This is a genomic window from Thermomonas sp. (assembly GCF_023953935.1).
Taxonomy (GTDB): Bacteria; Pseudomonadota; Gammaproteobacteria; order Xanthomonadales; family Xanthomonadaceae; genus Thermomonas.
In genome coordinates this window covers 120,874-140,778 of sequence record NZ_JAMLIW010000008.1, presented here as the reverse complement: position 1 = coordinate 140,778, position 19,905 = coordinate 120,874, and the positions used below count along the sequence as shown (strand labels likewise).

At 67.4% G+C, this 19,905-nt stretch carries 17 protein-coding genes, 2 tRNA genes and 1 riboswitch; of the genes, 9 read left to right on the top strand and 10 right to left on the bottom strand.

All coding sequences use genetic code 11. The features are described 5' to 3' along the window. The 3 genes from M9902_RS10190 to M9902_RS10180 form a co-directional block, all read left to right on the top strand. Nucleotides 1-920 (top strand): efflux RND transporter periplasmic adaptor subunit (locus tag M9902_RS10190; protein WP_297222757.1); only part of this gene is annotated, 920 nt, incomplete at its 5' end. Further along, nucleotides 917-4,411, top strand: a complete 3,495-nt coding sequence (locus tag M9902_RS10185; RefSeq protein ID WP_297222767.1) for an efflux RND transporter permease subunit — start codon at nucleotides 917-919, stop codon at nucleotides 4,409-4,411. The genes M9902_RS10190 and M9902_RS10185, both read left to right, overlap by 4 nt. A 10-nt stretch (nucleotides 4,412-4,421) precedes the next feature. Beyond that, complete coding sequence (locus tag M9902_RS10180) at nucleotides 4,422-7,493, top strand: efflux RND transporter permease subunit (protein WP_297222755.1); 3,072 nt, start codon at nucleotides 4,422-4,424, stop codon at nucleotides 7,491-7,493. 35 nt (nucleotides 7,494-7,528) lie between these two features. On the opposite strand, the gene M9902_RS10175 is transcribed toward M9902_RS10180, so the two are convergent. From M9902_RS10175 to ykgO, 8 genes are all read right to left on the bottom strand, one after another. Beyond that, nucleotides 7,529-8,839 (bottom strand): GGDEF domain-containing protein, encoded by a 1,311-nt coding sequence (locus tag M9902_RS10175; RefSeq protein WP_297222753.1) that lies wholly within the window; start codon nucleotides 8,837-8,839, stop codon nucleotides 7,529-7,531. A gap of 173 nt (nucleotides 8,840-9,012) precedes the next feature. Beyond that, entirely contained in the window at nucleotides 9,013-10,242 is a 1,230-nt protein-coding gene (locus M9902_RS10170) for a TraB/GumN family protein (RefSeq protein WP_297222751.1), read from the bottom strand. After that, on the bottom strand, nucleotides 10,235-11,119 hold the full coding sequence (locus tag M9902_RS10165; RefSeq protein ID WP_297222749.1) for a carbon-nitrogen hydrolase: 885 nt from the start codon (nucleotides 11,117-11,119) through the stop codon (nucleotides 10,235-10,237). The genes M9902_RS10170 and M9902_RS10165 overlap by 8 nt, the downstream gene beginning before the upstream one ends. 28 nt (nucleotides 11,120-11,147) lie before the next feature. Then, nucleotides 11,148-11,525: a type II toxin-antitoxin system VapC family toxin gene (locus M9902_RS10160; protein WP_297222747.1), complete on the bottom strand. Its 378-nt coding sequence runs from the start codon at nucleotides 11,523-11,525 to the stop codon at nucleotides 11,148-11,150. A 2-nt stretch (nucleotides 11,526-11,527) separates the two neighbouring features. After that, the gene (locus M9902_RS10155; protein WP_297222745.1) at nucleotides 11,528-11,767 is read right to left on the bottom strand and encodes a type II toxin-antitoxin system Phd/YefM family antitoxin; all 240 of its coding nucleotides are present in this window, start codon (nucleotides 11,765-11,767) and stop codon (nucleotides 11,528-11,530) included. Nucleotides 11,768-11,851: 84 nt separating this feature from the next. Continuing rightward, nucleotides 11,852-12,943, bottom strand: a complete 1,092-nt coding sequence (locus tag M9902_RS10150) for an agmatine deiminase family protein (protein WP_297222743.1) — start codon at nucleotides 12,941-12,943, stop codon at nucleotides 11,852-11,854. 6 nt (nucleotides 12,944-12,949) lie between these two features. Further along, a complete protein-coding gene (locus tag M9902_RS10145; RefSeq protein ID WP_297170740.1) occupies nucleotides 12,950-13,276 on the bottom strand; it encodes a hypothetical protein in 327 nt (108 codons plus the stop codon). Between the two features lie 143 nt (nucleotides 13,277-13,419). Beyond that, on the bottom strand, nucleotides 13,420-13,545 hold the full coding sequence (gene ykgO / locus M9902_RS10140) for a type B 50S ribosomal protein L36 (protein ID WP_005913193.1): 126 nt from the start codon (nucleotides 13,543-13,545) through the stop codon (nucleotides 13,420-13,422). 270 nt (nucleotides 13,546-13,815) lie between these two features. Between ykgO and purE the strand changes: the two genes are divergently transcribed. From purE to M9902_RS10125, 3 genes are all read left to right on the top strand, one after another. Further along, nucleotides 13,816-14,328 carry a 5-(carboxyamino)imidazole ribonucleotide mutase gene (gene purE / locus M9902_RS10135; RefSeq protein ID WP_297222739.1) on the top strand — a complete coding sequence of 171 codons (513 nt, stop codon included), beginning with the start codon at nucleotides 13,816-13,818 and terminating at the stop codon, nucleotides 14,326-14,328. A 19-nt stretch (nucleotides 14,329-14,347) separates the two neighbouring features. After that, nucleotides 14,348-15,499: a 5-(carboxyamino)imidazole ribonucleotide synthase gene (locus M9902_RS10130; protein ID WP_297222737.1), complete on the top strand. Its 1,152-nt coding sequence runs from the start codon at nucleotides 14,348-14,350 to the stop codon at nucleotides 15,497-15,499. Between the two features lie 72 nt (nucleotides 15,500-15,571). Beyond that, nucleotides 15,572-15,633: riboswitch (Fluoride riboswitch) on the top strand. A 45-nt stretch (nucleotides 15,634-15,678) separates the two neighbouring features. Further along, complete coding sequence (locus M9902_RS10125; RefSeq protein WP_297222735.1) at nucleotides 15,679-16,089, top strand: CrcB family protein; 411 nt, start codon at nucleotides 15,679-15,681, stop codon at nucleotides 16,087-16,089. A gap of 60 nt (nucleotides 16,090-16,149) precedes the next feature. Here the strand turns inward: M9902_RS10125 and M9902_RS10120 are convergent, their stop codons facing one another. Beyond that, on the bottom strand, nucleotides 16,150-16,368 hold the full coding sequence (locus M9902_RS10120) for a DUF2945 domain-containing protein (RefSeq protein WP_297222733.1): 219 nt from the start codon (nucleotides 16,366-16,368) through the stop codon (nucleotides 16,150-16,152). A 158-nt stretch (nucleotides 16,369-16,526) separates the two neighbouring features. Here M9902_RS10120 and M9902_RS10115 point away from each other — a divergent pair. Continuing rightward, nucleotides 16,527-16,619 (top strand) — tRNA-Ser (locus M9902_RS10115). 77 nt (nucleotides 16,620-16,696) lie between these two features. Then, nucleotides 16,697-16,773 (top strand) — tRNA-Arg (locus tag M9902_RS10110). 97 nt (nucleotides 16,774-16,870) lie between these two features. On the opposite strand, the gene M9902_RS10105 is transcribed toward M9902_RS10110, so the two are convergent. Then, a complete protein-coding gene (locus tag M9902_RS10105) occupies nucleotides 16,871-17,818 on the bottom strand; it encodes a DUF3293 domain-containing protein (protein WP_297222731.1) in 948 nt (315 codons plus the stop codon). A 102-nt stretch (nucleotides 17,819-17,920) separates the two neighbouring features. Between M9902_RS10105 and M9902_RS10100 the strand changes: the two genes are divergently transcribed. Further along, nucleotides 17,921-19,897, top strand: a complete 1,977-nt coding sequence (locus tag M9902_RS10100) for an HD domain-containing phosphohydrolase (protein WP_297222729.1) — start codon at nucleotides 17,921-17,923, stop codon at nucleotides 19,895-19,897. The last annotated feature ends 8 nt before the right edge of the window (nucleotides 19,898-19,905 follow it).

Below are 19,905 nucleotides of genomic sequence, written 5' to 3'. Positions count from 1 at the left end.
ACTCGGTGGCCGAATCGCAGGTGGTCGCCAAGACCTCGGGTGTCGCGCTGGCGGTGCTGGCCGAGGAAGGCGACCACGTGCGCGCCGGCCAGGTGCTGGTGCGCCTGGACCCCGACCGCGCGCGCCTGCAGGCGGCCCAGAGCGCGGCCCAGGTGCGCAAGCTGGAAGCCAATTACAGGCGCGCGCAGCAGCTCGCCGCGCAGCAGATGGTGAGCGCCAACGACCTCGACCAGCTCAAGTACGACCTCGAGAACGCGCGCGCCGCCAACAACCTCGCCAACCTCGAACTGTCCTACAGCAACGTGACCGCGCCGATCTCCGGCGTGATCGCCTCGCGTTCGATCAAGCCCGGCAACTTCGTGCAGATCAACACCCCGATCTTCCGCATCGTCGACGACTCGCGCCTGGAGGCCACGCTCAACGTGCCCGAGCGCGAGCTGTCCACGCTCAAGGCCGGCCAGCCGGTGGTGCTGCAGGTCGATGCGATGCCCGGCAAGACCTTCGAGGGCAAGGTCGACCGGGTCGCGCCGGTGGTGGATTCGGGCAGCGGCACCTTCCGGGTGATCTGCGCGTTCGACGGCAAGGGCGAGCTGCAGCCGGGCATGTTCGGCCGCATGCGCATCGACTACGACCAGCGCGCCGACGCGCTGGTGATCCCGCGCGTCGCCCTGCTCGACGACCAGGGCGATCCGGCGGTCTACACGGTGCGCGACGGCAAGGTCGCGCGGGTGCCGATCAAGACCGGCTATACCGAAGGCGAATGGACCGAGGTGCGCCAGGGCCTGAAGGCGGGCGATGAGGTGGTGACCGCCGGCAAGTCGGCCTTGCGCGACGGCAGCGCCGTGCAGGTGATCGGGCAGCCGGTCGCCAAGGCCGCCACCGGCAACAAGCAAGCCGCCGCCAAGGGCGAGAAGCACTGAGTCGCGACAGGCACGGCCCGGCTGCCGAGCAATCGCCGCAGCCGGGTTCGCGTGGCGCCAGCCTGGTGGAGTTCTCAACCCGCCGCCGCGTCACCGTGGCGATGTTCTGGCTGACCATGCTGCTGTTCGGCGCGATCGCGCTGGGCGCCCTCAAGGTCAACCTGCTGCCCGACCTGAGCTATCCCACGCTGACCGTGCGCACCGAATACACCGGCGCCGCGCCGACCGAGATCGAAACGTTGATCAGCGAGCCGGTGGAGGAGGCGCTCGGGGTGGTCAAGAGCCTGCGCAAGATGACCTCGGTCTCGCGCACCGGCCAGAGCGACGTGGTGCTCGAGTTCGCCTGGGGCACGGACATGCAGCAGGCCGGCCTGGACGTGCGCGACAAGATGGAGACCCTGCAGCTGCCGCTGGATGCCAAGCCGCCGGTGCTGTTGCGCTTCAATCCCTCCACCCAGCCGATCATGCGCCTGGCCCTGACCTCGAAGCACGACGACGGCGACGAGGCCGAGGCCGTGCGCCGGCTGATGGAACTGCGCCGCTACGCCGACGATGACCTCAAGCGCAGGCTCGAGCCGGTGTCGGGCGTGGCCGCGGTCAAGGTCGGCGGTGGCCTGGAGGACGAGATCCAGGTCGAGATCGACCAGCGCAAGCTGGCCCAGCTGGGGCTGTCGCTGGACAGCGTCATCCAGCGCCTGAAGCAGGAGAACGTCAACCTCTCCGGCGGGCGCCTGGAGGAGGGCACCCAGCGCTACCTGGTGCGCACGGTCAACCAGTTCGACACGATCGAGCAGATGCGCGAGCTGTTGCTGACCACCGGGGGTGCGGCGACCGCATCGGGCACCGGCGAGAACCGCCAGCTGATGACGGCCATCCTCGGCAGCCGCGATCCGAACGTGATCGCGGCCCTGCGCGGGGACGGTTCCGGCAGCGGTGCTTCGCCGGTGCGCCTGAAGGACGTGGCCCAGGTGCGGCAGGGCTACAAGGAACGCGAGGCGGTGATCCGCAGCGGCGGCCGCGAGGCGGTGGAACTGGCCGTGTACAAGGAAGGCGACGCCAACACCGTGGCCACGGCCGACGCGCTGGAGGCACGGCTGGCGGAGATCCGCGGCAAGCTGCCGGCCGACATCGACCTGGTCGTGGTCGAGGACCAGTCGAAGTTCATCCGCCATGCGATCGCCGACGTCAAGCTCGATGCGGTGATCGGCGGCATGCTTTCGATCCTGGTGATCTTTTTGTTCCTGCGCGACGGCTGGAGCACCTTCGTCATCTCGCTGTCGCTGCCGGTGTCGATCATCGCCACCTTCTTCTTCATGGGCCGGCTCGATTTGAGCCTGAACGTGATGTCGCTGGGCGGACTGGCGCTGGCCACTGGTCTGGTGGTCGATGATTCGATCGTGGTGCTCGAATCCATCGCCAAGGCGCGTGAGCGCGGGCTGGGCGTGCTCGACGCCACCATCGCGGGCACCCGCGAGGTCGGGATGGCGGTGATGGCCTCGACCCTGACCACGATCGCGGTGTTCCTGCCGCTGGTGTTCGTGCAGGGCATTGCCGGCCAGCTGTTCCGCGACCAGGCGCTGACCGTGGCCATTGCCGTGGCGGTGTCGCTGGTGGTGGCGATGACCCTGGTGCCGATGCTCAGCTCGCTCAAGGGCCGGGCGCCGATGGGGTTTGCGGAGGAGCCCGCGCAGCCGCGCTGGTCGCCGGAGCATCGCTGGCAAAAACCGGTGATGTACGCCGGGCGCGGGCTTGGCGGCATTTTTCGCTACGGGTTCTACGGCATCGCCTGGCTGACCGTGCGCGTCTGGCGCGGCATCGGCGGCGTGGTGGGGCCGGTGATGCGCAAGGCCAGCGATGTCTGGATGGCGCTCTACAACCGGGCCGAAAACGGCTATCTGAACATCCTGCCGCGGGCGCTGCGGCGACCGACGCCCATCCTGCTGGTGGCCGGCCTGGCCTTCGCCGCCACCCTCGCGGTGCTGCCCTTCCTCGGCACCGATCTGATCCCGCAGCTGGCCCAGGACCGCTTCACGATGACCGCCAAGCTGCCGCCCGGCACGCCGCTGGCGCGTACCGATGCCCTGATCCGGCAGGTCGAGGCGGCGCACGACCATGACGACGGCGTGCGCGTGCTCTACGGCGTCTCCGGCACCGGCACCCGGCTCGACGCCAGCCCGACCGAAAGCGGCGAGAACATCGGCAAGCTCGACGTGGTGATGACCCGCAACAGCGCCGAAGTCCCGCTGACCGACGCCCTGCGCGCGACCATGCGCAACCATCCGGGCGCGCAGGTGGATTTTGCGCGGCCCGAATTGTTCAGCCTGTCGCCGCCGCTGGAGATCGAAGTCGAGGGCAATGACCTCGAGGCGATCCGCGCCGCCGGCAACAAGCTGGCCGGCATGCTGCGCGCCAATCCGCACTATGCCGACGTCAAGTCGACGGTGGAGCAGGGCTTCCCGGAAATCCAGATCCTGTTCGACCCCGACCGTGCTGCCGCGCTGGGCCTGACCACGCGCCAGATCGCCGATGCGGTCACCAAGAAAGTGGCCGGCGAGGTGGCCACCCGCTACAGCTTCCGTGACCGCAAGATCGACGTGCTGGTGCGGGTGCGCGAGTCCGAGCGCGCGTCGGTCGACGACATTCGCCATCTGATCGTCAACCCCGGAAAGGGCGCGCCGATCGAGCTGGATTCGGTGGCGCGGATCGTCGCCACCAATGGTCCGAGCGAAATCCACCGCGTCGACCACCGCCGGGTGGCGGTGATCTCGGCCAACCTGCGCGACATCGATCTGGGGACCGCGGTGCGCGAAGTCGAAACGATGGTGGCGCAAAATCCGCTGGGCGTGGAGATCGGGATGCAGATCGGCGGGCAGGGCCAGGAGCTGGCCGAATCGCTGCGCTCGCTGCTGTTCGCCTTCGCGCTGGCGGTGTTCATGGTCTATCTGGTGATGGCCTCGCAGTTCGAATCGCTGCTGCATCCGTTCGTCATCCTGTTCACCATCCCGCTGGCGCTGGTGGGCGCGGTCGGGGCGCTGGTGCTGACCCGCTCGCCGGTGTCGGTGGTGGTGTTCATCGGCCTGATCCTGCTGGTCGGGCTGGTGGTGAAGAACGCGATCATCCTGATCGACAAGGTCAACCAGCTGCGCGAGGCCGGCGTGGCCAAGCATGCCGCGCTGGTGGAAGGCGCACGCTCGCGCCTGCGCCCGATCATGATGACCACCCTGTGCGCGGTGTTCGGCTTCCTGCCGCTGGCGCTGGCCTTCGGCGATGGCGCCGAGGTGCGCAGCCCGATGGCGATCACCGTGATCGGCGGCCTGCTGGTGTCGACCCTGTTGACCCTGGTGGTGATCCCGGTGGTGTATGACCTGCTCGACCGGCGCCCGGACGCGTACTACGCCGAACGCGGCCGGCGCGCGCGCCGCGACGCCGCCGAAGTGGCCGACGTGCTGGCGCACGAGCATGACGCCCTGGGCGACGGGGCGCGGGGTTGAGGGCGGGCGCGTGAACATCACCGAGTTCTCGATCCGGCGCCCGGTGACGACGATCATGATCTTCGTCTCGCTGGTGGTGATCGGCCTGATCGCCGCGTTCCGGCTGCCGCTGGAATCGATGCCCGAGGCCAGCCCGCCGTTTTTCGCCGTCTCCCTGCCGTATTCGGGTTCGACCCCGGAAGAGGTCGAGCAGAACATCGTCAAGCCGGTCGAGGAAGCGCTGGCGACGATGTCCGGCATCAAGTCGATGAATGCGAGCGCATCGGCCAACAGCGGCAACATTTTCGTCGAATTCAGCGACTGGGGCCGCAACGTCGCGGTCGCCGCCTCGGAGGCGCGCGAGCGCATCGACGCCATCCGCGACCAGCTTCCCGACGACTTCCGTCGCTATTTCGTGTGGCGGTGGAACTCCGGTGATCAGGAAGCGATCAGCCTGCGCCTGACCAGCAATGATGATCTGACCGTGCGCGGCGATTTGATCGACCAGGCCATCAAACGCCGGTTGGAGCGCTTGCCGGGCGTGGCCCGGATCGAGGTCGAGGGCGTGCCGCAGCAGGAGGTGGTGGTGGCGATCGAGCCCGACCGCCTGAATGCCAATGGAGTGGTGCTGAACGAACTGGTCAGCCGCCTGCAGGCCGCCAATTTCGCCGTCTCCGGCGGGACCATCACCGACAACGGGCAGCGCCTGCGGATCCAGCCCAAGGGCGAGCTGGTTGAACTCGAACAGCTGCGCGCACTGCCGATCAACGCACGCGGCGTGCGCCTGGGCGATATTGCCGAGGTCGAACTCAAGCCGCAGCGCACGACCTACGTGCGCCAGGTGGACGGTCGCCCCAGCGTCGGCGTCGATATCTACAAGGAGCGCGCGGCCAACCTGGTCGATCTGTCGCGTGCGGTGCAAACCGAACTGGAAGCGCTGCGGCGCGATCCGGCGATGCGCGGGATCCGGATCGAGGTGACCGAGGATCAGGGCCAGCAGGTGATCAGCTCGCTGTCGGCGCTGGCCGAGGCCGGCGTCATCGGTCTGGTCCTGTCGGTGTTCGTGCTGTGGTTCTTCCTGCGCCACTGGCCCTCGGTGCTGATGGTGAGCACGGCGATCCCGATCTGTTTCATCATGACCCTGGGCTTCATGTACTTCGCCGGGATCACCCTCAACATCCTGTCGATGATGGGCCTGCTGCTGGCGGTGGGTATGCTGGTCGACAACGCCGTGGTGGTGGTCGAAAGCATCTACCAGGAGCGCGAGAAATACCCCGGCCAGCCGCGCCTGGCTTCGGTGATCGGCACCCGCCACGTCGCCATCGCGCTGTCGGCCGGCACCTTGTGCCACTGCATCGTGTTCCTGCCGATGATGTTCGGCGGCAAGAACATGCTGACGATTTTCCTGACCCAGCTGGCGGTGACGATCTCGATCTCCCTGCTGGCGTCGTGGCTGGTCGCGATCAGCCTGATCCCGATGCTGTCGGCCAAGCTGCGCACGCCGCCCGCGGTCAAGTCGCCTTTCATCACCCGCCTGCAGGAACGCTATGCCAGGCTGCTGCGCTGGACCTTGAACCACCGCGGCTGGAGCGTGGCCGGGATCCTCGTGATCGTCGCCATCAGCATCATTCCGATGAAGCTGACCAAGGGCGATACCGGCAACCAGAACGACCCTTCCAAGGTGCAGATCTACTACCAGTGGAACGGGTCCTATTCCAAGGAGCAGATGGGCGAGGTGGTCGGTGCGGTGGAGCGCTACATCAACGCCAACCGGGCCCGGTTCGACGTCAAGCAGATCTATTCGCGCTACGCCGAGTCCGGCTGGGCCTTCACCCAGGTCGAACTGAATACCAAGGACAGCCAACGCGCATTGCAGATCACCGACCGGATACGCGAGGGTTTGCCGAAATCGGCGCGGGCCAACATCGGCATGGGGCGCGATGGCGGCATGGGCGGTTCCAGCCAGGACATCTCCTTCAGCCTGACCGGGGATTCCACCCAGGCGCTCAAGGAAATCGCCAACGATCTGCTGCCGATGCTGGCGCGCAGCCGCAGCCTGCGCGACGCGCGCGTGAATACCGGCGATGCCGACAGCGAGCTGACGGTACACGTCAATCGCGAGCGTGCCGCGGCCTACGGGTTTTCGGCGCAGCAGGTGGCGCAATTCGTGGGCCTGGCCCTGCGTGGTTCCTCGCTGCGCGACTTCCAGCGCGGCGAGATCGAAATCCCGGTGAACGTGCGTTTCAAGGGGGCCGAGCACTACGGCCCGGAGAACCTGCAAGCCTTCACCGTGCGCGCGCCGGATGGCCGCAGCGTGCCGCTGCTGGCAATGGTGGACGTGTCCGTGCAGCCGTCGGCCAACTCGATCCAGCGCATGAACCGGCAGACCATGCTCAAGGTCCAGGCCAGCCTCGCCCAAGGTGCGAGCATGGAGCAGGCGCGCAAGGACATCGAGGCCACCTTGAAATCGCTCGACCTGCCGCCCGGCTATGGCTACACCTTCGAAGGCGGCGGCTTCGGCATGAACATCGACATGAACCAGCAGATGCTGAGCAACGTGCTGATCGCGCTGGTGCTGATGTTCGTGGTGATGGCCTCGGTGTTCGAATCCTTGCTGTTCCCGCTGGCGATCATGAGCAGCGTCGGTTTCTCGATCCTGGGCGTCTATTGGGGCCTGTGGCTGACCGGCACCCCGTTCAACATCATGGCCTTCATCGGCATCCTGGTGCTGATGGGGGTGGTGGTGAACAACGGCATCGTGATGATCGAGCACATCAACAACCTGCGCCGGCGCGGCTTGCCGCGGATCGAGGCGCTGATCGAGGGCAGCCGCGAGCGCCTGCGTCCGATCATGATGACGATGGGCACCGCGATCCTGGCAATGATTCCGATTGCGATTTCCAATACCCAGGTGGCCGGCGAAGGCCCGCCGTACTACCCGATGGCACGCGCGATCGCCGGCGGGCTGGCGTTCTCCACCGTCGTCACCCTGCTGTTCCTGCCGACCATCTACGCGCTGCTCGATGACCTGCGCAGCGGCAGCGCGCGCCTGATTGCCCGGGCGCGCGGGGCGGGCGGGAAGGCCGCGCCCGCTGCAGGCTGAGGCGATCGCGGCCGCGCCTGGTGCGCCGCCTTGCGTCAGCTGGCGACCGCCACCTCGCCGATATCGTCCGGGAGGATCACCCGGTCGCGGCCTTCGGACTTGGCGCGATACAAAAGCTGGTCGGCCAGCCGCAGCAGGTCATCGCCGGAACCGGCGAGCCGATGATCGACCACCCCGGCGCTGACCGTGAATGCCGGCAGCCCGGCGCGCTGGATGCCGCGGGGGAGTTCGCCGCGAATGCGCTGCATGACTTGGGCGGCGTGGGTCACGTTGAATTCCGGCAGCAGCAGCACGAACTCTTCGCCGCCGATCCGGCAGGCCAGATCCTCGCTGCGGATCGACTGGCGCAGGATGCCGGCGAACGCCTTGAGCGCACGGTCACCCACCTCATGGCCGTGGGTGTCGTTGATCTTCTTGAAGTGGTCGATGTCGGCCATCACCAGAGCGAACGCGGCGCGCCGCTCGAACAACTGGCCCAGCCGCGCCTCCAGCACGCGCCGGTTGGACAGCCCGGTGAGCGGATCGGTGGCGGCCTTCATCTCCGATGCCACCATCGAACGGATCACGGTCAGGCGCGTGCCCACGCGGTTGGCGTGGGTGGTCAGCAATTGCAGCAGGCGGAACAGGTCTGGGTCGCCGGTCTGGCCGAGCGCGCGCAGCATCCCGGTGCCGCGGCCGGCCACCATTACCGGCGTGCAGGCGGCCGCGCAGGTGGTCTCGATGCGGCCGCCCAGCCCCGGGCAGGCGCTCAGTGACATGCTGTCCTCATAGACCATCCCTTGCCCGCGCCGCACCGCCGGGCAATCACCGGCGCGGCGGATATTGCAGCGGGCGGCGTCCGGCATGTCGCCGATGGTAATCGTGCGGGTGATGTCACCCTCCGGATCCTCGGCCAGCAGCAGCTGCGAGGAGGACCCGGCCTGCAGCGCTTCCAGCGCCTGTTCGGAGATGCGCAACACCGCGGATTCGTCTTCGGCGATGTCGAGCGCATGCTGGAGTCGCCCATCGGTTTCGATGGCACGCAAGCGCTCTTCGAGGTGGGCCGCACGCACGGCCAGCTCGCCATTGGCCGCGTTCAAGCGTTCCGCCAGCGGGGCGAACACCAACCGCCAGGCGCCCAGCCCGGCCAGCGCGAGGAACAGACACGCGCCGACCGCGAGCTGCGCTTCGGTGCCGTAGCGGGAGAAATAGACGGCGGCCACGAAGGCGGCCAGCACGAACGCACCCCCGGCAACCGCGAGCTGGACGCGGAAGGAACGCAGCAGCAACCGCGCGGTGATGCCGCCCGGATCTTCGCACGCAACGCCGGGTGCAGACCTGCCCTCGACCGCGGATTGGGTTCTCATGTTCGCCCCCCTGGCGAATGCCGAATCTTCATCCACCTGCGATTCCCGCATCTTCGCCCGGATTTCTGCGGGAATCAATGGGTTTTGTCAATCGACTGGACGCAAGGGCCGATCCAAGGCGTTGCGGGCTGCAAGCTTGTGAGCGAGGGGCAGGGCCGGCTTGTCCGGACGCCTCAGCCCATCAGTTTCCCGAAAATGCGCACGCCGGCCACGTATTCACCGGCGACGGTGCCGAGGTTGGTGAGCAAAAACACCAGCAGCACCCGTGTCACGCGGTTGCGGTACCAGCCGCGCAGGGTTTGAGCGTCGTCGCGCAGGGCGAGGAAGTCGGGGTAGGCGGGCTTGCGGGCACGCAAATCAACCAGAGCGCTGAACATGCCCGAGGGCAGGCCGGGCCGGAACGGTTTGAACGGGGCGACGAGGGTGCCAATGAGGATCGCCAGCGGCCGCGCGCCGGCCAGCAGCGCGCCCAGTGCGGTCAGGCCGCAGGTCCAGGCCACCCATTGCAGCAGCAGATCGCGGCCCAGCTGGGCGCCGCCGTGGACATAGCCCCAGGCGATGCCGCCGAAGATCAGGGTCAGCAAGATGAGCGTGAACCACGGGATCTTGCGGCGCTGGCGCAGTTCGACCAGACGCTCGGTGACGGCCTCGGGCGCGTCCTGACTTTCGCCCAGATAACGCGCCATGCCTTTGAGATGCCCAGCGCCGACCACCGCCAGTACGCGTCTGGCACCGTCGCTGCGCTCGCGCAGTTTCGCCGCCATGTACTGGTCGCGCTCGTCGATCAGGGTGGCGAACAGGGTCGGTGTCTGCTGCGCGAATTCGCCGAAGCTGGATTCGAGCATGTCGCCTTCTTTCAGGCGCTCGATATCCTCTTCGGCCACTTCATCGCTGGAAAACAGGCTGGCGCCGACGCCGGTGATCAGCTTCATCCGGTCCCACCAGCCCAGCCCCTGCAGGATGCGGCGGAAAGTGATGCCCACATCGCGGTCGATCAATTGCAGCGGCAGGCCGCGGGCCTGTGCTTCGACAGCGGCGGCCTTGAGTTCGGCGCCCGGCTCGATCCCCATCTGCTCGGCCAGCCGGCGCTGGTAGGCGGCCAGCGCGAGGTTGGCGGCGAACGGGGCGACCTTGCGCTCGCGGATGACCTTGACCAGATCGAGTTCAGCCAGCGCGTCGGGCTGGGTCAGGGCCTTCAGCCGCTGCGGGTCCAGTTCGACCGCGATGGCGTCGTACTGGCCGCTGTCGATGGCGGCCAGCACCGCCTCCACGCTGGTCTTGGAGACATGCGCGGTGCCCAGCAGGGTGTAGTGGACGCCATCGCGTTCGATTTCGACGCTGGGTTGCTCGGCGATGGGCGAATCGGTGACCGCCGGCGCGGCTTCGTGGTTGAGCTCAGTCACGATAGCGCTTCACCAGATCGCCGTAGGCATCGATGCGACGGTCGCGCAGGAACGGCCAGATCCGACGCACTTGCTCGCTGCGCGCAAGGTCCACTTCGGCCAGCAACAGCGTGGCATCACCGCCAGCTTCAGCCAGCACTTCGCCCTGCGGGCCAAGTACAAGGGAATTGCCCCAGAAATCAATCCCAGAGGCACCCAGCGGGGAAGGCTCGTGGCCCACACGGTTGCATGAGAGCACCGGCAGGCCGTTGGCCACGGCATGGCCGCGATGGCTCAGGATCCAGGCGTCGCGCTGGCGGTTTTTCTCATCCTGCGCATCCTCCGGATCCCAGCCGATGGCGGTGGGATACAGCAGCAATTCTGCGCCGGCCAGCGCCATCAAGCGCGCCGCTTCCGGATACCACTGGTCCCAGCACACCAGCACGCCGAGCTTGCCCACCGAGGTCTGGATCGGGGTGAAACCCAGATCGCCGGGGGTGAAATAAAACTTCTCGTAGAAGCCCGGATCGTCCGGGATGTGCATCTTTCGGTACTTGCCGGCGAGGCGGCCGTCGACATCGAATACCACGGCGGTGTTGTGATACAGCCCGGCGGCGCGCTTTTCGAACAGTGAAGACACCAGCACCACGCCGTGCTGTTTGGCCAGCGCGGCCAGTCGTTCAGTGGAAGGGCCGGGGATGGGTTCGGCCAGATCAAATTCACCCACCGCTTCGTGCTGGCAGAAATAGGCGCCGTTGTGCAGTTCCTGCAGCAGCACGAGTTTCGCCCCGGCCTGCGCCGCTTCGGCGACGCGGGTTTCGATCACCGCGAGATTGGACGCGGCATCGCCGTGATTGCGTTCCTGCACCAGGGCGACGGGGAGGGTTTTCGGATTCATCGAGCAAAGTATCCGTGAGTCTTGTCGATCATTCCACGCAGCGCACGCAGGGGCCGAAGCTGCGCAGCGCGGTATCGAAGGTGAGCAGGGTAAGCCGTTCGGCTTGGGCCTGCGCGACCAGCAGGCGATCGAAGGGATCACCGTGCAGGGTGCCCAGGGTGAAAACCTCCACCGCATGCGCCGGCTGGATCGGCAGCAGGTCGAAGCCGGACGGTTCGATCGCGTCCAGCACCTCGTGCGGGCTGGCCTTGAGCTTGCCGAGCGCGGCCTTGATGCTGATTTCCCACAGCGAGGCCACGCTGACCAGCGTCTGCGAGCGTTCGATCAGCGTGCGGGTCTTCCGGCCCAGCCGGGCCGGATCGTGCAGCGCCCACAGCAGGACATGGGTGTCCAGCAGCAGGCGCATGGTCAGCGCGCGCCCTGCCAGAAGGCGTCGGGCAGCGGGGCGTCGAAGTCATCGGCAATGTCCAGCTTGCCCGCCAGCAGCCCCAGCGTCTTTGGCCGGACGGTCGCTTCCAGCGGCACCAGCCGCGCCATCGGCTTGCCGGCCTTGGCGATGGTGATTTCCTGGCCCGCCGCCGCCTGTTCCACCAGTCGCGACAGGTGGGTCTTGGCTTCGTGGATGTTGATGGCAGGCATGGCGGACATGAGGCAGGCCCCACTTGGACTTGGTTTAGTCTAGTTCACTGAAGTTGCTGCGGCAAGCTCGAGCCTGTGGCTCAAGCCTGTGGCTCAAGCCTTCAAATCGGACTCAACCAGCCCCTGCGGCAGCTGCATGGTGATGCAGTGCAGGCTGCCGTTCTGCCAGATCAGCGGGCGGCAGGGGACAGGCACGATGTCGCGGCTGGGGAAGGCCTGGGCGAGCACGGCGGCGGCGGCGGCATCCGCCGGATCGTCGTAGGCCGGCATCAATACGGCGCCGTTGATGATCAGGAAATTGGCGTAGCTGGCGGCCAGGCGGCGCCCTTCGTCCAGCACGGGGCGTGCCCAAGGCAGCGGGAACAGGCGATAGGGTGTGCCGTCGCGGGTGCGCAGTGCGGCGATCTCGTCGGCCATGGCGCGCAGGTCGGCGAAGTGGGAATCGGCGGGATCGTCGCAGGCCTGGAACACGATCGCATCGGGTGCGGCGAAGCGGGCAAGGGTGTCGATATGGGCGTCGGTGTCGTCGCCTTCCAGCGCGCCGTGGTCCAGCCACAGCACGCGATCCTGATGCAGCCAGGCGGCGAGTTTTGCGGTCAGTTCGTCACGGCTGGCGGCGGGGTGACGCTCGTGCAGACAGCGCCAGGTGGTCAGCAGGCAGCCCTCGCCATCGGTCTCGATGGCGCCACCTTCCAATGCAAAATCAATTAGTTGTCTAGAATTATTGAGAAACAACCTCTGGTCGAATAGACGTTCGATCAGACGATCATCGGCGCCAGCCTCGAACTTGCCGCCCCAGCCGGTGAAGCGGAAATCGAGCAGGTGGAAAGCCTGCCCCTCATCCGGCCTGCGGGCCGTGGCAGGATGCCCGGTCCCGGACCAGACAAGACTGATCGGGCCACTGTCGCGCAGCCAGGTGTCGTCATACGGGGCTTGGACGTAGCGGACTTGCGCCGAATCTACGCCGGCGTCAGCCAGCCGCACCGCAGCGTGGGCTTGCAGCACGTCGTCAGCAACGATGATGACCACCGGCTGGAAACGGGTGATCGCGGACACCAGCGCGACGTAGGTGGCCTCCACCTCGGCCAGCCGCGCGGCCCAGTCGGTGCCAGCGTGCGGCCACGCGATCAGGACCGCCGATTGGGGCTCCCACTCGGCGGGGAAACGCAGGTCTGGGGCGGACATCGACGCTTATTTGGCCGGCTTCGGGCCGATCTCGTCCGGGGTGGCCTGATTGGCCACGGCATCGATCACCCGGCCACGTTCGAAATACACGGTGAAGCCCGGATACACCCAGCGCGTGATCGCGGGCCAGGCGCGCCTTTGCCCGCCTTGCGCGGCCAATTGGTCGCCGGGAGCGCCGAACTTGGCCTGGACCTGCGCCGTGGTCATGCCGCGGGTGGGCATGTTGGCGGTTTCCTGCTTGACGCGCTGGATCAGCAGGGTGTCGGCGCTGGCGCTGCCGATCAACCCGAGCAGGGCGGCAGCCAGCGTGGTCTTGCACAGCAGATGCTTCATCGACGTGCTCCGAAACGGGTGACGGTTGCTGATTCTAGGTCGAAAACGGTGACGGTGGCGGCCAGACGTCCTGCGCGGCAGGGAGCCAAAACAGAAGAGCCGCCCTGCGGCGGCTCCCGTGCACGTCAGCGCGCAGTGGATCTTCAGCGCTGGCGGGCCTTGAAACGGGGGTTGGACTTGCAGATGACGAAGACCTTGCCGCGGCGACGAACGACCTTGCAATCGCGGTGGCGGGTCTTCGCCGACTTCAGGGAGGACAGGACCTTCATGACAGACCTCGGCAGAAAAGCGAAAAAGTGGAGAGCGGTGGTGCAAGCCGCAAATTTTAACCGGTTTTTCCGTCAGCATGCAATGCGCGGGGTTGCCGTGTTTGCCGACCACCGGGAATCAGGCGCGCGCGTGCGGCGTGCCTGCCTGTCGCGGCGGCTGTGGCTGTCGATCTGCGTGCGCGCGTCTGCGCGTGCGGCGTGCGTGTGTTGCGGACTGTTCGACGTCCTTGCTCGACGCGCTAGAATGCCGATTTGACGAACGAAGCCGCCATGACCGAACCACATCGAACCGACGCCGCCCCGCTGGTGGGCGTGGTCATGGGCTCGCGCTCCGACTGGGAGACGATGCAGCGGGCGGCACAGGCGCTCGCAGCGCTCGGGGTTCCGCACGAAGTGCGGGTGGTGTCCGCACACCGCACTCCCGACGTGCTATTCGACTACGCTGCCAGCGCGGCCGGGCGCGGCCTGCGGGCGATCATCGCCGGCGCCGGCGGGGCCGCCCACCTGCCCGGGATGCTGGCGGCCAAGACGGCCGTGCCGGTGCTGGGCGTGCCGATCCAGAGTCGCGTGCTCAACGGGCTCGACTCGCTGCTGTCGATCGTGCAGATGCCGGCCGGTGTTCCGGTGGCGACCTTCGCGATCGGCGCGGCCGGGGCCACCAACGCCGGCCTGTTTGCCGCCGCCCTGCTGGCCGCCGACCATCCGGCGATTGCCGCCGCGCTGGAGGATTATCGTTCGCGCCAGACCCGGGACGTCGTGGACAACGACGATCCGCGCAGCTGATGCGCGAGGCGGTGCGTCCGTGACCACGGTTGGAATCCTCGGCGGTGGGCAGCTTGCGCGCATGCTGGTGCTGGCAGGCGCGCCGCTGGGCCTGCGCTTCAAGCTGCTGGATCCGGCAGCCGATGCCTGCGCCGGCCAGCTTGCGCCGCTGGCGGTGGGCGCCTGGGATGCCGCGGAGGCGCTGCGGAGTTTCGTCGAAGGCGCTGACATCGCGACCTTCGATTTCGAGAACGTGCCGGCGCCGGCCGCGCAGTGGCTGGCGGCGACGCTGCCCGTGTTCCCGCCGCCGCAGGCGCTTGCTGTGTCGCAGGATCGGCTGTCCGAAAAGAACCGGTTTCGCGAACTGGGCATCCCGGTGGCGCCGTTTTCCGCAGTCGATTCGCTGGATGGCCTGCGCGCCGCGGTGGCCGCCATCGGTCTCCCCGCCATCCTCAAGACCCGCCGGCTGGGGTATGACGGCAAGGGCCAGTTCCGTCTCCGCACCCTCGAAGACGTGGACGCCGCGTGGGCCGCGTTGGGCCCACAGGCGCCTGCAGTCGGGCTGATCCTGGAAGGCTTCGTCGCCTTCCAGCGTGAGTTGTCCGTGGTTGCAGCACGCGGCAAGGGCGGTGAATTCCGCGCCTGGCCGCTGACCCGGAATTGGCATGTGGACGGTGTCCTTTCGGCCAGCCTCGCGCCGGCCCCGGTCAATCCATCCACCCGGGAGAAAGCGCTGGCGTACGCCAAGGCGCTGGCGGAGTCGCTGGATTACGTCGGCGTGTTCGCCTTGGAGTTGTTCGAGTGCGATGACGAATTGCTGGCCAACGAAATGGCGCCGCGCGTACACAATTCCGGGCACTGGACCATCGAAGGCAGCCACGCCAGTCAGTTCGAAAATCATCTGCGCGCAGGCCTCGGTTTGCCGCTGGGCAGCACCGCCATGCGCGGCCACGCGTGCATGCTCAACTGGCTGGGCGCGATGCCCGACCGCGCTGCCGCGCTGGCCGTGCCCGGCTTGCGCTGGCACGACTACGGCAAGCAGCCGCGGCCTGGCCGCAAGGTGGGGCATGCCACCGTATGTACCGATTCACCGGCGGAACTGGCCGCGCGGCTGCAGCAGCTCGGCAGCGCGCTGGATCGGCAGGCGCAGGTGGCCCCCGTGGTGGCCTGCCTGCTGCAAGGCTCGCGCTAGCGGGGCCGATTTCGGGGCCGGCATTGGCGGATCGCGCCACCGCGCGGACTGGCGGGCATCGGGTATACCATTGCCGCGATGGGAGATGGCATCCTCCCCGAACCGCCGACCCGGCTGATGGTGCCTGCCAAACCCGACCCGGGCGGCAGGCGCGCTCGTGTGTCACACAGGAGCACGGCATGTTGACGGCGATCTGGTGGAAGCAACTGGCATTGGTGATGTGCGGCGGCGCGCTGGGCGCGGGCGGCCGGTTCTGGCTGGGCGGCTGGCTGCTGCGGCATCTGGGTGCGGGCATCCCCTGGGGCACGCTGGTGGCCAACCTGTCGGGTTCCTTCGCGATCGGGTTCCTGGCCGTCTGGCTGGAAGGCCGCGGACCGGCGGCGCTGTACTGGCGCGCCTTCCTGATCGTGGGCCTGCTCGGCGGCCTGACCACGTGGTCGTCGCTGATGCTGGAACTGCTGCTGCTGGAGCGCAGTGGGCGCAGCGAAGCGCTGGTCGGCTACCTCGGCACGACCCTCGTGCTCGGTCTGCTGCTGGTCTGGCTGGGCACCTTGGCCGCAGGCTTGCTGCGCACGCCGTTCCCCGCCTGAGTGCAACGTGCCTGCGCCGGCACGCCGAAAGCAGTGCGTTGAAGACGCACGGCCCAACCGTCAATCGATCTTCTTCAACGCTGTGCCGTAGTGGGCGGCCACGTGATCGGTCTTGTCGCTCTGGATCTCGTACTGTGGCTTGTCCGGGCTGGCGCGATGGGTGTGGCCCTTGTAGTCGAAGTCGCGGGTGTGGACTCGGAGGATGCGCCCGCTGACGTAGCCAGCCTCCGAGTTCCAGCGTACGTGGTCACCGACTTTGAATTGCGGATCCGTTGCCATGCCAGCCCTCCGTCGACGGACACAAACTGCGCCAGCCGGCGCGATCGGCGCGTGATGGCAGTGCTGGGCCAGCCGCGGATCGCGGTGGCAAACGGGGCAGGGCAGATTGCCGGATTCGGGCGCAGCCTGTATCCTTCCCGGCTCGCACTGCGCGACCCGGAGACTTGCCCGAGAGGCCGAAGGGGCTCCCCTGCTAAGGGAGTATGGGGTCAAAAGCTCCATCGAGGGTTCGAATCCCTCAGTCTCCGCCAGTTCCGCTGTGCGACAGCAAATTGCACCAACGTTCGCGTTGACGCACCACGCTGCAATGCATCACAATTGCGCTTCTGCGCCCGTAGCTCAGCTGGATAGAGCACCAGGCTACGAACTTGGGGGTCGGGAGTTCGAATCTCTCCGGGCGCGCCACCACGCAAGCAGTCAAGCCAACCGGCGCAATCCGGTTGGCTTTTTTGTCGTCGGCTGGCTGCTCGGAGTCACTGTCCGGGCAGGCCAATGGCTTGCCTCAGCGATGCGACGGATGCAGCAGCAAGTGTGCCGGTTGGCTGAATTCGATCACGACAATGGCGTGCTGTTCGAAACGGCGGAGCAAGCCATCGTCGAAGTCTGCTGACGTATCGAAGGCGAGCAGGCCCGGTTCGCAAGGCCAGCGACCGCCGGGGTCATGGTTTTCGGCGGGCAGGGTGGTGATCCCGGCTCCTTCCAGCTCGTCCTGCAGCCACTGCTGGCGCAGGGCGTTGGCAGCGGGGGCGAGCGTTTCGCTGTACGGATTGCAGGCGGTGATGACGATGGCGCGACGGGCATTGCGGCGGGCAAGTTCGGCATCAATTGATGCGCAGGAATGGCCGATGTGCAGGCAGGCGGAAAGGTTGGGGATGCGGTATTCGGCAGCCGCATAGGCAGCGTGCAGGGCCGCCGGCAGCGCGGGCGGGGGTGGCGCATCGCCTCGCGGCAGACGCAGGTCGAACTGGCGCAGGACGGCCAGAGTCGTCAGATCCGGCACGCCGATGCCGGCGGGATCGCCGGCCACGTAGAGGGTGACGTGCGGCAGCGTGTCCGGGATCGGCAGTTGCATCGCCTCGGCAAGCGCCATCCGGAAGCCGGAAAATGCCGGCAGTTCGATCCATTCGACCAGACTGGTGCAGGGCAGGGGTGCCCCGCCCTCGATTTTCGTTTTGCGCAGTACGCTCCCGGCGCCGGTGCGGTGCCAGCGCCAGTCGAAAGTCGCCGCGATGGCGCGGATGCGCGCATCGCCCAGTTTGGCGCGGGCGCTGGCGGTGGGTTCACGGCCGAGCAGGGTGACGTGGAGCTCGGCCTTGCGGTGCAGGCGGGTGCCGCCCAGGTCCAGGGTCGAGGTGCTTGGCCAGTCGCGGCCGTCGGCCACGGCAAGCAGCAGGGCGTCGCCGCGCGGGTCAAGCGTGCGTGCGCTGCTATGGGCGGCGGGTGGCTCCATGCCGCCATTGTGGCGGGACGCGCTGCGTCGGTACAGGCGAATGGATCGCCAAGCGGGGGCAAGCGGCTACACTCGCTGCGAGGATTGAATCGGGGGAGTTCCATGGCGCGCAGGCAAGTCAGTTTCCCGCTGTACCTGCACATCACCCTGCTGTCGGTCGTGCTGGTGGTCGTCACCGGCGAGACGCTGCGCTGGTTTGGTGATGCGATTCCCGGCGAGCTCGAGTTCTTCCTGTTGGTGGCGTTTGCGGCGGGGGTCGCGCTGCTGATTTCCCGGCGGATCGCGGCGCCGTTGACCCGGCTCGCAAGCGAGTCCGAAGCGGTTCGACGGTTCGATTTCACCGACCATCCGATCGTTCGCTCCTCGGTGCGCGAGATCGACACCCTGGGCGCCGCCTTCGACCTGATGCGCGATGCGGTGCGGCGTTTCCTGCGCATCAATCAGCGGCTGGTGAGCGAAACCGATTTCGAAATCCTGCGCCCCTGGCTGCTCGACAAGCTGGTCGACATCGCCGAGGCGCGCGGCGGCGCGCTGTATCTGGCCGACGCCAGCGGCGCGCTGCGGGTGAGTGCACTGGACGTGGAAGGCGGCAAGGCCAAGCCGGCGCCGAACCTGCCGCCGCTGTCGCCGGATGCGCTGCCCAAGCTGATGGAGGCGGCGCGCACGGCGGCGCACCCGGTCAGCGGCCATCTCAGCAGTGAGGAGCTGGCGGCCCTCGGGCTGGATGCCGGGCTTGCGATTCCGGCGATGCTGGCGCTGCCGTTGCGCGATCGCCATGAGCAGCTGCTGGGCATGCTGCTGCTGTTCAAGGACGAACAGATCGACGACGCCAGCGCGCGCTTCATCGAGGCCCTGACCGCCAGCGCCGCCAGCGCGCTGGAAACCCAGGAGTTGATCAAGGAGCAGAAGGCCTTGATCCAGGCGACCATCCGCATGATCGCCGGCGCGATCGACGAAAAGAGCCCGTACACCGGTGGCCACTGTGCGCGCGTCCCCGAATTGACCTTCATGCTGGCGCGCGCGGCCTGTGCGCAGGACCGCGGCACGTATGCCGATTTCCGGCTGGACGACGATGGCTGGGAACAACTGCACATTGCGGCGTGGCTGCACGACTGCGGCAAGGTGACGACACCGGAATATGTCGTTGACAAGGCCACCAAGCTGGAGACGGTGTACAACCGCATCCACGAAGTGCGGATGCGCTTCGAGGTGCTCAAGCGCGATGCCTGGATTGGCTACTGGCAGGGGCTGGCGGACGGCCGCCCGGAGCCGGAGCTGCGCGCAACGCGTGATGCGCTGCTGGCGACGCTCGATGATGAATTCGCCTTCGTCGCCCGTTGCAACGTCGGCGGCGAATTCCTGCCGGCGGAGCAGCAGGCGCGCCTGCGCGAAATCGGCAGCCGCCGCTGGCTGCGCACGCTGGACGATCGGCTGGGGTTGTCGCGGGAGGAGCTCGATCGCCTGCCGCAGCCGGCGCCCGAGCTGCCGCTTGAAGAGCCATTGCTGGCGGACCGCCCCGAGCATCGGATTCCGCGACCCGAATCGGAGCGCATCGAGGCGGGCAATCGCTGGGGCTTCAAGATGGAGACCCCTGAGCTGCTCTACGATCGCGGCGAGCTGCACAACCTGACCATCAGCCGCGGCACCCTGACCAACGAAGACCGCTACAAGATCAACCAGCACATCGTGCAGACGATCAAGATGCTCAGCGAGCTGCCGTTGCCGCGGCATCTGCGCGAGGTTCCGCAGATCGCCGGTGGTCACCATGAGAAAATGGACGGCACCGGCTATCCGTGCCGACTCGATGCCAGCCAGCTGAGCCAGGAGGCGCGGATGATGGCAATTGCCGACATCTTCGAGGCGCTGACTGCGGCCGACCGCCCGTACAAACCGGCCAAGACCATTTCCGAATCGATCGCGATCATGGCGCGGATGTGCAAGGACCGGCACATCGACCCCGACCTGTTCGCGCTGTTCCTGCGCGCCGGCGTCCATCTCGAATATGCCCGGCGCTACCTGCGGCCGGAGCAGATCGACGCCGTGGACGTCGAAAAATTGATTGCGGCCAGCCGCGGCTGAATCGGGCT

Coding starts and splice junctions, on each gene's coding strand:
- M9902_RS10175 (WP_297222753.1), bottom strand. CDS start 8,839: ATGAGAACCCAATCCGCGGTCGAGGGCAGGTCTGCACCCGGCGTTGCG.
- M9902_RS10165 (WP_297222749.1), bottom strand. CDS start 11,119: ATGAATCCGAAAACCCTCCCCGTCGCCCTGGTGCAGGAACGCAATCAC.
- M9902_RS10160 (WP_297222747.1), bottom strand. CDS start 11,525: ATGCGCCTGCTGCTGGACACCCATGTCCTGCTGTGGGCGCTGCACGAT.
- M9902_RS10155 (WP_297222745.1), bottom strand. CDS start 11,767: ATGTCCGCCATGCCTGCCATCAACATCCACGAAGCCAAGACCCACCTG.
- M9902_RS10150 (WP_297222743.1), bottom strand. CDS start 12,943: ATGTCCGCCCCAGACCTGCGTTTCCCCGCCGAGTGGGAGCCCCAATCG.
- M9902_RS10145 (WP_297170740.1), bottom strand. CDS start 13,276: ATGAAGCATCTGCTGTGCAAGACCACGCTGGCTGCCGCCCTGCTCGGG.
- ykgO (WP_005913193.1), bottom strand. CDS start 13,545: ATGAAGGTCCTGTCCTCCCTGAAGTCGGCGAAGACCCGCCACCGCGAT.
- purE (WP_297222739.1), top strand. CDS start 13,816: ATGACCGAACCACATCGAACCGACGCCGCCCCGCTGGTGGGCGTGGTC.
- M9902_RS10125 (WP_297222735.1), top strand. CDS start 15,679: ATGTTGACGGCGATCTGGTGGAAGCAACTGGCATTGGTGATGTGCGGC.
- M9902_RS10120 (WP_297222733.1), bottom strand. CDS start 16,368: ATGGCAACGGATCCGCAATTCAAAGTCGGTGACCACGTACGCTGGAAC.
- M9902_RS10105 (WP_297222731.1), bottom strand. CDS start 17,818: ATGGAGCCACCCGCCGCCCATAGCAGCGCACGCACGCTTGACCCGCGC.
- M9902_RS10100 (WP_297222729.1), top strand. CDS start 17,921: ATGGCGCGCAGGCAAGTCAGTTTCCCGCTGTACCTGCACATCACCCTG.